Below are 13,146 nucleotides of genomic sequence, written 5' to 3'. Positions count from 1 at the left end.
GCCACCACATTCACGAGAGGGCCCCTAACCAGCGGAAACGCAGGTCAGGGGCCCTTGGTGCCAACTAATTTGCGGGCTGGTCCAAGGCCCGGGCTGCAGTCCGGGGTGCCCGCTGTTCATGGCGATCGCCCAGCACGAGTAGTGCGTGTCAGCCGCTCGGGGTGGCTGTCCTTGTCTGGCTCAACCGATTCAGTCCCTCCTCGGACTGCGAGGCCGGCTGGGCGGCATACGCCACCACCGTGAGCCCGGGGTCGGCACAAACCTCGAGCGCTTCGAGTGTCAGCGTCAAGGGTCCCACCTGCGGATGAGCGAACTCTTTGCCCTCGGCCAGGATCCGACGGACGTCGTGGGTGGCCCAGAGCGTAAAGAAAGCCGTGCTGCCGTGCAGCAAGCTCTGAACGAGGTCAGCCGTGACCGCGTCGGAGGGATGCCGGCCGGTCTCGGCGCGAAGAAGGGCCACCGTCTCCTCGGCCACCTCTGGCCACTTGGGGAAGAACTCCTGCGCGCGTCCGTCGAGGAAGCAGAAGAGGGCCAGGTTGGGTCTGTCTCCCATGCTGTCGAACATCGGCTTGTACAGCGCATGTCCCATGACGTTGTGGGCGAGGACGTCCAGCCGTCCGTTCCTCACGTAGGCCGGACTGCGACCCATGGCGTCAAGCAGCCACCTCAGCTGGGGGCGGAGCGCGCCGTCCGTCGCATCCGGAGGGGGTTCTGCCAGCTCGCCCCGCGAGGCCCTCGCCAGGGAGTACAGATGCGAGCGCTCAGCGGAGTCCAGTTGGAGCGCTCGCGCGATGGCGTCCAGAACGGCCGGCGACGCGGTCTCGAGGCGCCCCTTCTCGAGCCGGGTGTAGTAGTCGACGCTGACTCCCGCGAGGGCGGCGACCTCCTCGCGGCGGAGCCCGGGCACCCGCCGGTGGACGGCCCTGGAGGTGGGATCGGAGGGGGGAACGGAGCTCGGCGGGCTCAGCTTGGCCCGTCGCGACTTGAGGAACTCTCTGGCCTCGGCGCGGCTCTCCACCTCCACAGCAGAGAACGGCGGTGACAGGTTTAGTCCTAACCCTGAAAGATCTGACCTTTTACAAACTGTTCTTGCATGGCTAGGTTGCACTGGACCGGTGTGCGGAAGCGTCATCCCCGAGCGAGGGAGCAAAAGTGGGCAGTCTTCGAGGCAAATCGATAGTCATCACGGGGGCGGGCAGCGGGATGGGGGCAGCCACGGCCAAACTTGTTTTTGAGGCGGGCGCGTCGGTGGTGGCAGCAGACCTCAACGAGAGTTCCCTCGACTCGCTGCGCGATGAGCTGGGGAACTCCGACCGCGTGCTGCTCGTGCCCACTGACGTCACTGACTCGAGCCAGGCGGAGGCGCTTGCGGCGGCTGCCGTGACACGTTTCGGCACTCCATACGGGTTGGTGAACGCCGCGGGCATCACGTGCGTCGGGTCACTGCTCGACGTGCAGCCCGACGCCTGGAGCCGGGTCATGGCCGTGAACGTGGACGGCACCATGAACGTGAGCCGCGCTGTGGCCCGCACCATGGTGGATGCCGGCACCCCCGGCTCCATCGTGAACTTCTCCTCAGGTGCGGGCATCCGGGGAGTGGCGAACCGGATCGGTTACGTCGCCTCGAAGTTCGCCGTGACCGGCATGACCTACACGATGACCCTCGAGCTGGCGCCCCGCCAGATCCGGGTCAACGCCGTCGCGCCAGGCATGATCAAGACCCCTCTCACGGAGTACATGTTCCAGGACCCCGAGAACGCCGCGCGGATTGCCGCCTCCCACCCCATCGGCCGCGCAGGGGAGGCGCACGAGGTCGCGAGTGCCGTCGCCTTCCTCCTGGGCGAGGAGGCCGGATTCGTCACCGGCGCCGTCCTCACCGTCGACGGGGGCAACACGATCGGCATCGGAAACTTCTAGTGCCCGCCACATTCGAGGTCCACACGATCCGCCTCGGGACCATTCGCGCCGACAAGAGCGGCACGGTGTACGGCTATCCCCTAGGCACCGTGCTCGACGTACCGGTCTGGGCGGCAGCTATCGAAGGGGCTGGTCGAAAGATCCTGGTGGACACCGGGATCCGTGACGCAGCGAAGTGGTCGCGGGTGGATCCGCACACGATCGCCCCGGAGGAGACCATCGACGCCGCCCTGGCCGAGCTCGGCTGGCGTCGCCGTGACGTGGACACGGTGATCAACACGCACCTGCACTACGACCACGCCGAGAACAACCTGGCCTTCCCGCACGCCCAGTTCTACGTCTCGCACGAGGAGTGGCAGTGGGCAGCGGACCCCAGCAGCGCCCAGGCGTGGGCCTACGACATCGAGTGGACCGACGATGACCTCACTGTCATGAACTACCACTTGGTGAGTCGCGACCACTATGACGTGGTCCCCGGACTGCGGATCATCCAGACCCCCGGGCACACGCCGGGGCACCAGTCCGTCCTCGTGAGGACCGCCGAAGGTGTGCTCTGCGTCAGCGGTGACGCGGCCTGCATGATGGAGAACCTGACAACGCCGACCCCGCCTGGGACCCATGTCGGCTCGGCCGTCTCCCTCGCGTCGCTGAAGAAGATCTCCGATGTCTCCGACCGGATCTTGATGAACCACGACCCCGACCTCTCGCGCTTCCAGAGCTCGGGCTTCCCCCTCACCCCTCAGGTGCAGCTGCCCTGACCTGGCGTCGCCACGCCTTGTCGCCCCGATCCGCCGACTCGGTCGGCACAGGAGGAATGTCAGATGACCATTGTCAACGACCACGCCCGAGTGGGTTACATCTCCGCGCGCGGCCACGTCGTGCCGACAGGCGGCCGCTATCTGCCGCTCGAGAACCCAGCCACGGGTCAGCCCCTGGGTGAAGTCTTCGAGATGGACACAGCCACCCTTGACGAGGTCGTCGCCGGCGCGCGCGCGGCCTACGAGCAGACGTGGCGCCAGACCGCACCTGACGTGCGCGGGGCGATGCTGTCGCGGTGGGCCGACCTGATCGCGCAACGTCGTGAGGAGCTCGCGGACCTCGAGATTTCCGACGTGGGCCATCTGCGCCGAGAGGCGCTGGGCGACATCGACACGAGCGTGGGCCTGATCCGCTACTACGCCGGGATGGCCGACAAGATCCAAGGGCACACCTACTCGTCGTTCCCGAACCGCATCGCCTACGGAGTCCCTGAGCCGTACGGCGTGGTGGGGGCCATCACGCCGTTCAACGCCAATGCCGTGATGGTGGGCTTGAAGGCAGCTCCCGCTATGGTCGCGGGCAACTGCATCGTGATCAAGTCTCCAGAGTCCGCGCCGCTGCTCGTGTTCAGCCTGATCGAGCTCGCGCTCGAGGCGGGAATCCCTCCCGGAGTCCTCAACGTCTTCACGGGGCGCGGTCACGTGGTCGGACCGATGCTGATGGAGAACAATGGCATTGGCATGCTCTCCTTCACCGGCAGCGTCGAGGCGGGCCGGGCGGTGATTCGCCAGTCCGCTGCGAACATCATGCCCGTCGTGGTGGAGCTGGGCGGCAAGAGCCCGATCATCCTGCTGCCCGATGCCAACCTGGACTTTGCGGTCCCTTCGGCGGTGCACTCCAACTTCGTGAAGAGCGGTCAAAGCTGCGTGGCGGGATCGCGGATCCTGGTCCACAGCTCCATCTACGACGAGGTGTGCGCGCGCGTCTCGGAACTGGCAGGACGGATCAGGGTGGGCCTCCCCACCGACGCCAGGTCCCAGATGAGCACGTTGATCACGAAGCGTCAGCGCGAGAATGTGGACGCGCTCGTGACCTCGGCAGTCGCCGCGGGTGCGACGCGCCTCGCAGGAGGGGCGCCCGCGACCTGGGAGCCCCTGACGGATGGCGCCTTCTACCAGCCCACGGTCCTGGTGGACGTCGACGACGACAATCCGGCGGCTACGACGGAGGCCTTCGGTCCGATGGCGAGTGTGTTGCGGTTCGACGCCGTGGACGAGGCCTTGTCCCGCGCCAACGCCTCCGAGTTCGGACTGAGCGCCCAGGTGTGGGGCAATGACGCGGCAGCCATCCAGTACCTCACCCAGAACCTCGAGGCGGGCGCGGTATGGGTGAATACCTATCGTGCAGCCCACCCCACACTGCCCCTGGCCGGCATGAAAACCAGCGGGTATGGCGTCGAGTACGGCTTCGAAGCGGTCCTCGAGTACACGCGGCCGAAGGCAGTGATGTGGGACCTCTCGACCGAGCGGACCCTGCCATACCTGGAGTGACCGGCTGGGCCGCTTCAGGGGCACCGGTCGCCCGGCCATTGTCGACCGAGCAAGTCCCCCGAGGGACGCGGTGACTTTGCACGCGATCGAATTGTAGATGTTTCTCGCTCTATGTATATGTCAGACTCTTGCGGCACTGGAAAATGTATGGTTCCATTTTGCTGTCAGCTTCACCCCCACCAGGTTCCCTGCCGGCCGCTGACATCCACCCGACAATGACGTTCGCGGAAGGGCTTGGCCATGGCGATCCACCAGAACAGCTCGCCGGAGGCCGCTGGGGCACGGTCCTGGTCGCGCAAGGTCGACCTGGGCTACCGGTGGCCGAGCCGCTACCTCGTGGCTTGGTACGCCCTGGCCGGCGCGGTTGTCGTCATCGCCCTCTTCCAGCCCAGCACGTACCAGCCGGCGTCGCGGGAGCTGATCACCGCGATAGCGGCATGCCTGCTCGTCGCGGCCCTGGGCCAGCTGCTGGTCGTCATGGTGGGTGCGATCGACCTGGCAGTGCCGGGCTACATGACCCTGAGTGCCGCCATCAACGTTCACTACGTCGAGACCCGCGGACCGGTGTTCTCCTTCCTCCTGGCCGTTCTCGTGTGCGCTGGGCTCAGCGCCATCAGTGGCGCCATGGTGAGCGTGCTACGACTCAACGCGTTGATCGTCACGCTGGCGATCAACACCATGATCACCGGAGCACTGATTATCTGGATGGGCCAGACGTTCTCCACCGGTGGTCGCGCACCCGGGTGGTTGCAATCCATCGGCCGCGCGGACGTAGGCCACATCAGCCTCCTCTTCCTGATCTCCCTGGTGCTGGCAGCCGGCTTGAGCTTCGTCGTCCATCGCACTCGGGCTGGTCGCCAGGTCGCAGCCAGTGGCACCAACCCCACCGCCGCAAGGCTGCTGGGCATCCGCGTGCACGCCGTCTACATCTTGGCCTTCACCGGTGCAGGGGTGCTCTACGCCTTCGCCGGGGCGCTCGCTGCGGGTTACGTGCAGACGCCTGACGCGACGCTTGGCGTGACCTACCAGATCACCACGCTCACGGCAGTCGCCATCGCGGGGGCCACCTTTGGCGGCGGGCCGTCGAGCGTCTCGCCCCTGGTCGCGGCCTGCGTGCTCCTGCCCTTGATCGACCAGAGCCTCGCCCTGCACGACCTGAGCCCTGGACTGCGAGTCGTCGTGCAAGGAGTGCTGCTGGTCGTGGCCGTCGCTGCGGGGGCAATGACCCAGCTCGGCAGAGCGGGTTTGAAACGGCTCATGAGCTCGGCTTCCACCAAGAGCACGCCCTGACTCAGAGGCCCTCAGCTCGATCGCATCACTTCAACGTCAACACGGCATTGATCTCATAGGAAAACCTACCGGAGGTACATCGTGACAAACGCGTTCGTTCGAAAGGCCCGACCCGAGCGCCTGGCGCTCCTGGTTGTGGGCGTTCTGCTTGCCGCGGGAACGGCAGCGTGTGGTGGTGCGTCCGGTGCCTCGAACGGCGGCACTGCCAACGCGTCCGACAAGGCCGCGTGGGCCAAGACCGCTTACCCCGCGCCGGACCCCGAGAAGATGAAGCAGTACGCAACCAGCCTGATGAACCCTGGCGTGGACACCGCCAAGCTGGCGCCGGAGATCCAGACGGCACTGATGGTTGCGCACACCCCGCTCACGGCGGCCCAGCAGGAGGTGTTCAAGAACTGCCTCACGCACGACACCTGTGAGACGGGCACGGGCAAGTACACACTCGCCATCGTGGACGACCAGGTCAACACCTACTACAGCGTGTCGCGGGCCGAGACCACCTCGTACGCCATCAAGACCGGCGCCATCGCGAAGATCACGTACACGACCACCAACATGAACGTGCAGCAGTACCTGTCCAACTTCAGGACGGCGATCGGTCAGAAGGCCGACCTCATCGTGAGCAACTTCGGTGCCCTGGGCAACCAGGCTGGGCAGGTCATCGCCCAGGCCAAGGCAGCCGGGATCCCGATGACCAACGGTGTCGCGACGCTCTCGCCGGACGTGATGTCCAAGCTGAGCGTCCAGTTCAGCGCGCCGCTCTGCGACATGTGGGCCAACGGTGCAGCCTCGATCGCCGACAAGCTGAAGGCGGAGGGCAAGTCGCTCACCTACGCGCAGTTCACCGGCCCCGCAGGCAACGCCTACGCCGCATACTGGCAGCCCTGCGCCGAGAAGGCGCTGAACGCGGCTGGCATGAAGAAGGTCTACACGGGATTCACGGAGTGGACCCCTCAAGGCACGGTGAAGGCGGCTGCTGCACTCCGCGCCTCGAACAAGAAGCCGTCTCTGGTGACCTACGACACCTTCCCCGAGAACTTCATGCAGGCCTACATCGATGCTGGCGACAAGGACATGCCGGCGTTCGCCCTGACGGGTGCGTCGGACATCGGCACGGCCAAGGCCTTCGTTGACGCGAAGACCAAGGGTTTCAAGCCGATCATCTTCGTCTCACCGAACAACACCTGGCTGAGCGCCATCGAGCTGTCCATTGACCTGGCGATCAAGGATGGCAAGGGGCCGTCGGCGGACAAGATCAACTGGCCGGTGAACTTCGGCGACTTCGAGACGTTCGTGCCTCAGTTCGACCTCAAGCAGAACAACTTCGCGTTCCTCGGCTCGCCGCTGTCCGGCGAGGAGCAGGAACTCGCTCTCAAGCAGTAACGCGACTCCCCGCCGCTGGAAAAGAAGCTGCCGGCCGGCCCGAGCACGACGTCTCGGGCCGACCGGCACGCGGAAGGACACCTCATGATCGAGTCGTACCAAGAGACCGCACGCGCGGACTCCCCGCCCGTGAGCAGCAGGGGCCTGCGGCTGACCGGCATCACGAAGACCTATCCCGGAGTGGTGGCGGTCAACAACGTGAGCTTCGAGTGCCGGCCAGGGGAGGTCCACGCGCTCGTGGGCGAGAACGGATCGGGCAAGTCCACCCTCATCAAGGTTGCCGCGGGGCTTGTCCCGCAGGACTCCGGCACCGTGCAGGTGGGCGCAAAGACCTTGTCCCGAAGCGATCCTCGCTACGCCCGGCGGCTTGGCCTGATGACGGCCTACCAGGACACCTCCCTGGTCCACGACCTCACGGTCGCGGAGAACATCGAGATGTCGTTCCACTGCCTGGGACAGGAGGCTCCCAGAAACATCAAGAAGCTGCTCGCGGAGTTCGATCTCCCGTTCAGCCCCAAGGACCTCCTCGTCGCGCTCGGGCCGGGCGGCCGTCAGATGCTCGAGGTCGTTCGGGCCATGATCCACCGGCCACACGTCCTCCTGGTCGACGAGCCGACCGCCGTGCTCGATCTCGCGTCGGCCGACCAGCTGGAGACCCTCATCTCCAACATCCGCGGCGAGGGCTGCGCCGTGGTCTACGTCAGCCACCGACTCGACGAGGTGCGCCGCCTGGCCGACCGGCTCACGGTCATCCGCGACGGCGTCATCCAAGGCACGCACGAACGCATGGACTGGGACGTCGAGACGATCGTCGAGCTGATGGTGGGTGCCCCCATCGACCTGGAGTTCCCGGATCGGCGGCCTCAGACGACCGGAGATCCGCTGCTCGAGGTGAAGGAGCTGCGCGGCTCCACTGTCGGGCCGATCTCGCTCCACGTCGGCCCCGGCGAAGTGGTGGGTATTGCCGGCGCCGAGGGCAACGGGCAGCGGCACCTCCTCCGCGCCATCATCGGGGTGGACCGCAAGTCGGGCTCGGTCGAGCTGAACGGCAAGCCGGTCACGGGAGGCCCGCCGGGGGCGCTGCGTGCCGGGATCAGCTTCCAGAGCGGTGACCGCGTCGCCGAGTCGGTGTTCCCGGCCATGTCGATCGGCGCCAACGGCACCATGCAGCTGGGCACCGAGCTCGGGCCGCTCGCGACGATCCGCCCCAAGAGGATGATCCAGAAGTTCGGCCAGGCCGTCCGCGAGCTGGGTATCGTCAGCGCTTCGGCATACCAACCCATCAGCGCGCTGTCGGGCGGTAACCAGCAGAAGGTCGTCCTCTCGCGGGCTTCGATGCAGCGCCCTGAGCTCTTGATCATCGACGAACCCACCCAGGGCGTCGACGCCAAGGCGCGCTTGGACATCTACCGGCTCGTCGCCGATACGGCCGCCAGCGGTGTGGGTGTGCTGGTCAACTCCTCCGACTCCTTCGAGCTGGCCGGGCTGTGTGACCGCGTCTACGTGATGTCCGAGGGCGCCGTGATCGACGAGCTGACCGGGACGTTCACCGAGGCGGAGATCGTTCGCCGATTCGTGAGCACGACCGGCAAGCGCGAGGACGTCATCGAGGCGGCCTCGCGACCCGGCCGCCGGATCGCGTCCGCCCTGGCCTCCCCTCGCGTTCCCGTCGTCGTGCTCCTGGTGCTGATGCTGCTGCTCGGCGCCTACGCCACCAGCAAGTCACCTGTGTTCCTCCAGGGCTTCAACCTGAACAACCTCTTCCTGTCTGCCCTGCCGCTGCTCTGGGTGGTGATCGGCCAACAGTTTGCCTTGCTCGTCGGTGAGCTCGACATCTCCATCGGCGCGTCGATGACACTGTCAGTCGTCCTGGCATCCTTCGTCCTCGCCAGCAACGGAGTCGGATCCTCGTTGCTGGGCGTGGTGGTGATCCTGCTCGTCGCCCTCGTGGTGGGCCTGTTCAATGCCTTGGTCACCCAGGTGTTCGGGGTCACGCCGCTTGTTGCGACGATCGGAACGTTGGGCATCGTGTCGGGCATCTGCGTGCTGCTGCGCCCTGAGCCGTCCGGCGCAATCGGGTCGGACCTCAGCGCGGCCCTTTCGGCGGGAGTGGGCAACGTCCCCTACGGGTTCATCGTGGCCCTGCTCGTCGCAGGCGGGATGGACTTCTGGCTCTTTCGAACGGGTGGGGGACTGGCCACCCGGGCCGTCGGGCTCGAGAGCAAGGCCAGCGAGCGAGTGGGTGTCCGGGTGAAGTGGGTGAAGATGGCGGGGTACGTCATCGCGGCAGTGGGCGCGGCGATCGGCGGCGTCTTCCTCGCCGTCCAGGTCGGCGTCGGGAGCAATGACGTTGCGCTCTCGCTCTCGCTACCTGCCTTCACCGCCTGCTTCCTCGGCGGCGCGACACTCACGGGTGGTCGAGGGACGTTCATCGGCGCTGCGCTTGGCGCCACCTTCCTCACTCTCATCGGCAACGCGGCCCAGCTGATCAATCTCTCCTACTCGTGGACGCAGGTGATGTACGGCGTGATCCTCCTCGTGGCTGTCACCGTGTACTCGATCGCGGCTCGCCGAGCGGTGGCATGACCGGCGGCCTCGCGGCCGGGGCTGCCGCTGGCGTGGATCAGCCAGCCGCAGCAATCATGAGTCAGCGGTAGAACCGCACCAACCAAAAAGGAGCGCGCCATGGCAGGAAAGTACGATGACATCCGCGTGCGTCGAGTCGTGGCGGGGCTGGACGAGAACGGCAAGTCCACCGTGGTCAGTGATGGCTACACGGAGACGCGACTCGTGACCGACGCCTTCGTCCTCAACCAGATCTGGCAGGTCGAGTCGTGTCCTCCCCACGTCAACGACGAGAACACTCTCGGGACCGAGGCGGTGATCCCCCCGCCGCCCAACGGTTTCACGCATGTCTTGGCAACTTTTCCGCCGGACAGCTCCTGGAACTACGGGTCCGGCGGCTATGAAGCCTCGATGGCAGCGGCTGGAGCAACCGAGTCCTACGTCGAGAGCGACGCCGATCCGGGCATGCACCAGACCGACACTGTCGACATCATCACCATTGTCTCGGGTGAGTGCGTCGTGATCCTCGAGCAGGGCGAGACACTCCTGAAGGCCGGGGACACCTTCATCCAGCGGGGGACCAAGCACGCCTGGCGCGTGTCGGGCGACCAGCCGTGTGTGCACTCCACCTTGATGGTCGGGGCGCGTCGCTAGCACGTCGTCACCGACCATCGGGACACGCACGCACCCTGCCACAGTCAAATACAGGTCAATAACCGAACGCGGACAAAAGTGAGGTCACAACATGAGGGCGGCAGTCTTTCTCGGAGACAGCCAGGTTGCACTCGCGGAGGTGGATGACCCGACGCCGGGCCCCGGCGAGGTGGTCGTGGCCATTCGTGCCTCAGGCATGTGCGGCAGTGACCTCAAGTACTACCGGAGCCCGCCGAACGACACGTACGCCTCGGGAAAGCTCATAGCCGGCCACGAACCGGCCGGCGTCGTGCATGCCGTCGGCGCGGGCGTGCCCGAGACAACCGCGTCGGTCGGCGACCGGGTCATGGTGCACCACTACATCGGCTGCGGCGCGTGTGCGCCGTGCCGGAGCGGCTGGACGCAGATGTGCAGCCGCCAGCCGGTCACGGTGCTCGGCATGAACGGCAACGGCGCCCACGCCCCATACCTGAAGGTCCCTGCGGCCACACTCATCGGGCTCGACGACCGGCTCAGCTTCGACGCGGGCGCAGCCATCGGCTGTGGCACCGGCACCGCTTGGGGCGGCTTGCAGCGGCTGGGTGACCTCGGCGGCGCGACGATCGCGATCTTCGGTCAGGGACCAGTCGGCCTTTCCGGCACCATCCTCGCCACCGCCTTGGGCGCCCGGGTGATCGCGGTCGACATGGCGGAGAGTCGCCTCGCGCACGCTCGACGCCTCGGTGCTGTCGAGACGGTGAACCCGGGAGAGGTCGACCCCGTCCTCGCGATCAAGGACCTCACCGACGGGGAGGGAGTCAGCGCCGTGCTCGAGTCGTCGGGGTCGTCGGCGGCGGCCTCCGCGGGGTTGAAGGCGCTCGCACCCTGGGGGCGGTTCTGCGTCGTCGGGCTCGGTGGCGAGGTGCGCTTCGACGTCATGGAGTTCCACCGCTCGCAGATGACCGTGATGACCTCGTGGTCGATGTCGCTGGTCGGGCAAGAGGAGTGCGCTCAGTTCGTTGCTCGCAAAGGCCTTCCGATCGACGACCTGTTCAGCCACGTCTGGTCCCTCGGCCAGATCGAGGAGGCCTACCGTCAGTTCGACAAGCAGGACGCCGGCAAGGGCGTCGTGCGCTTTCCCTAGGCAGGCACGGTCGGTTACCAGGCCGCCAGAGGGCACATCCGTTCGCGTACGACAATCACATGATCAGGAGATCGCAATGTCTGAAGCAGTAGGTTTCGTCGGAGTCGGGGCCATGGGCTCTGCGATCGCCAGCAGGCTGGTGGACACGCACGAGCTGCTCGTCAACGACCGTAACGAAGCGTCCGCCGCCCGCCTCGTGGAGCGCGGTGCCACCTTCTCCTCGCTGGAGGAGATCGGCGCGCGGTGCCGGGTCGTCTTCCTCTCGTTGCCGCGACCGTCCGACGTCCAGGAGCTCCTCATCGGTGCGGGAGGTCTCGCAGACAAGCTCCAGCCGGGCTCCGTCATCATCGACACCACCACCGGCACGCCGACCACGGACCAGGCGCTCACCAAGGAGCTGGCGACCCGCCAGATCGACTTCGTGGATGCCCCCATCGGCGGTGGCGTCAGTCGTGCGGAGGCCGGGACGGCCGCCCTCATGGTCGGAGCGGCGGACGACGTGTTCGCGCGCGTCGCCCCGTTGCTGCACGAGGTCACGGCGGACGTCATTCACGTCGGGCCCGTGGGGTCAGGACACGCGGCCAAGCTCGTCAACAACCTCTTGAACAGCTGCAACCGCTTCGCCGCGATGGAGGCCATCCGGCTGGGCGAGGTCGCGGGGATCCCCCGCGAGGTGATTGTCGACGTCATCAACCGAGGGTCCGCTCGCAACTACGCCACGGAGAACACGTACCCCAACATGCTCATGGGCGGCACTCCCGAGCAGCCGTACAAGCTCCAGCACTTCACCCTCCAGCTGCTGGATAAGGACCTGCGACTGGCCAACCAGCTGGCCGAGGAGCTGCATCACGACACCCCGATCGGCCACCTTGTGCAGCAGTTCGTCGACTCGGCGCTCGAGCGCTTCGGTCCCGATGCGGACCAGAGCCAGATGATGGCGGAGTGGTACGCCGACGCTCGTTGACGGGCCGCGAGTCCTGAGCATTTGGCCGGACCGGCCCCGACAGGTAGTTCGTCAGACCCGTTCTGACGTCAGACACAACGATTGGCGCGAGCCGGAGGCATGGAATGAACCCGACGTACGACTTCCAGGGTCAGGTGGCCCTCGTGACCGGAGCCAGCATGGGCATGGGCCTTGCCGCGGCGACCGGCTTTGCGGAGAACGGCGCCAGCGTCGTGCTCGGTGACGTAAACGAGGAAGCCCTCAAGGACGCGACGGCAAGGCTGACCGAGCAGGGTTATGACGTCCTCGGCGTCAGGTGTGACGTCAGTGACGAGGGGCAGGTCGCGCGCCTCGTCAACGCGGCAGTGGAGAGGTACGGCCGCCTGGACATGGCGTTCAACAACGCCGGAATCATGGCGCCGGCCACGGACGCTGCCGAGGAGTCGCTCGAGCAGTTCGAGCGCATCAATGCCGTCAACCTGCGAGGAGTATGGGCCAGCATCAAGCACGAGCTGCGGGTGATGGGCCCGCAGGGCTCGGGTGCGATCGTCAACAACTCCTCGCTGGGCGGTCTCGTCGGCAATCCGGGGCGGGCTGCTTACCACGCCTCCAAGCACGGAGTCATCGGCCTGACCGGCAGCGTGGCGCTCGAGTATGCCGCGCGGGGCGTGCGGGTGAACGCGGTGTGCCCCGGGACCATCGTCACCCCGATGGTGCAGGGCATGCTCGACAACGGTGACCTGACCGAGGCGGACGCGGTGGCAGCCACTCCGATCGGTCGGATGGGCACTGCCGAGGAGGTCGCCGCCGCCGTCCTGTGGCTCTGCAGTCCAGGCGCCAGCTTCGTCGTCGGGGTGGCCCTGCCCGTCGACGGCGGTTATGTCGCACGCTAGCCCCGCAGCGCCGCAGCGCCGCAGCCCCGCAGCGCCGCAGCTTCCCACCAGCCCGCAGCCAACAGAAAG

Annotated in this window: 11 protein-coding genes; 10 read left to right on the top strand and 1 reads right to left on the bottom strand. The window is 66.6% G+C overall.

Annotated features, from left to right (window positions below; genetic code table 11):
* Positions 1-148: 148 nt before the first annotated feature.
* Positions 149-1,018, bottom strand: a complete 870-nt coding sequence (locus tag PHA84_RS18675) for a helix-turn-helix transcriptional regulator (RefSeq protein WP_270889655.1) — start codon at positions 1,016-1,018, stop codon at positions 149-151.
* Between the two features lie 134 nt (positions 1,019-1,152).
* Between PHA84_RS18675 and PHA84_RS18670 the strand changes: the two genes are divergently transcribed.
* The 10 genes from PHA84_RS18670 (at position 1,153) to PHA84_RS18625 (ending at position 13,077) form a co-directional block, all read left to right on the top strand.
* Positions 1,153-1,917 (top strand): SDR family NAD(P)-dependent oxidoreductase, encoded by a 765-nt coding sequence (locus PHA84_RS18670; protein ID WP_270889654.1) that lies wholly within the window; start codon positions 1,153-1,155, stop codon positions 1,915-1,917.
* The gene (locus tag PHA84_RS18665) at positions 1,917-2,675 is read left to right on the top strand and encodes an N-acyl homoserine lactonase family protein (RefSeq protein WP_270889653.1); all 759 of its coding nucleotides are present in this window, start codon (positions 1,917-1,919) and stop codon (positions 2,673-2,675) included. Before PHA84_RS18670 ends, PHA84_RS18665 begins: the two co-directional genes overlap by 1 nt.
* A 63-nt stretch (positions 2,676-2,738) precedes the next feature.
* On the top strand, positions 2,739-4,226 hold the full coding sequence (locus tag PHA84_RS18660) for an aldehyde dehydrogenase family protein (RefSeq protein ID WP_270889652.1): 1,488 nt from the start codon (positions 2,739-2,741) through the stop codon (positions 4,224-4,226).
* 240 nt (positions 4,227-4,466) lie between these two features.
* Positions 4,467-5,516 carry an ABC transporter permease gene (locus PHA84_RS18655; RefSeq protein WP_270889651.1) on the top strand — a complete coding sequence of 350 codons (1,050 nt, stop codon included), beginning with the start codon at positions 4,467-4,469 and terminating at the stop codon, positions 5,514-5,516.
* Positions 5,517-5,597: 81 nt separating this feature from the next.
* On the top strand, positions 5,598-6,899 hold the full coding sequence (locus PHA84_RS18650; RefSeq protein WP_270889650.1) for a hypothetical protein: 1,302 nt from the start codon (positions 5,598-5,600) through the stop codon (positions 6,897-6,899).
* Positions 6,900-6,983: 84 nt separating this feature from the next.
* Entirely contained in the window at positions 6,984-9,485 is a 2,502-nt protein-coding gene (locus PHA84_RS18645; RefSeq protein ID WP_270889649.1) for an ATP-binding cassette domain-containing protein, read from the top strand.
* A gap of 99 nt (positions 9,486-9,584) precedes the next feature.
* Positions 9,585-10,118, top strand: a complete 534-nt coding sequence (locus PHA84_RS18640; RefSeq protein WP_270889648.1) for a hypothetical protein — start codon at positions 9,585-9,587, stop codon at positions 10,116-10,118.
* A gap of 91 nt (positions 10,119-10,209) precedes the next feature.
* The gene (locus PHA84_RS18635; protein WP_270889647.1) at positions 10,210-11,241 is read left to right on the top strand and encodes a zinc-binding dehydrogenase; all 1,032 of its coding nucleotides are present in this window, start codon (positions 10,210-10,212) and stop codon (positions 11,239-11,241) included.
* A 76-nt stretch (positions 11,242-11,317) separates the two neighbouring features.
* Positions 11,318-12,205, top strand: coding sequence for an NAD(P)-dependent oxidoreductase (locus tag PHA84_RS18630; RefSeq protein WP_270889646.1), 888 nt, complete (start codon positions 11,318-11,320; stop codon positions 12,203-12,205).
* 104 nt (positions 12,206-12,309) lie between these two features.
* Positions 12,310-13,077, top strand: a complete 768-nt coding sequence (locus PHA84_RS18625) for an SDR family NAD(P)-dependent oxidoreductase (RefSeq protein ID WP_270889645.1) — start codon at positions 12,310-12,312, stop codon at positions 13,075-13,077.
* Positions 13,078-13,146: the final 69 nt, after the last annotated feature.

Origin of the sequence: Pedococcus sp. 5OH_020 (genome assembly GCF_027812955.1) — a bacterium.
GTDB lineage: Bacteria > Actinomycetota > Actinomycetes > Actinomycetales > Dermatophilaceae > Pedococcus.
This window is presented reverse-complemented; position numbering and strand designations above follow the sequence as displayed.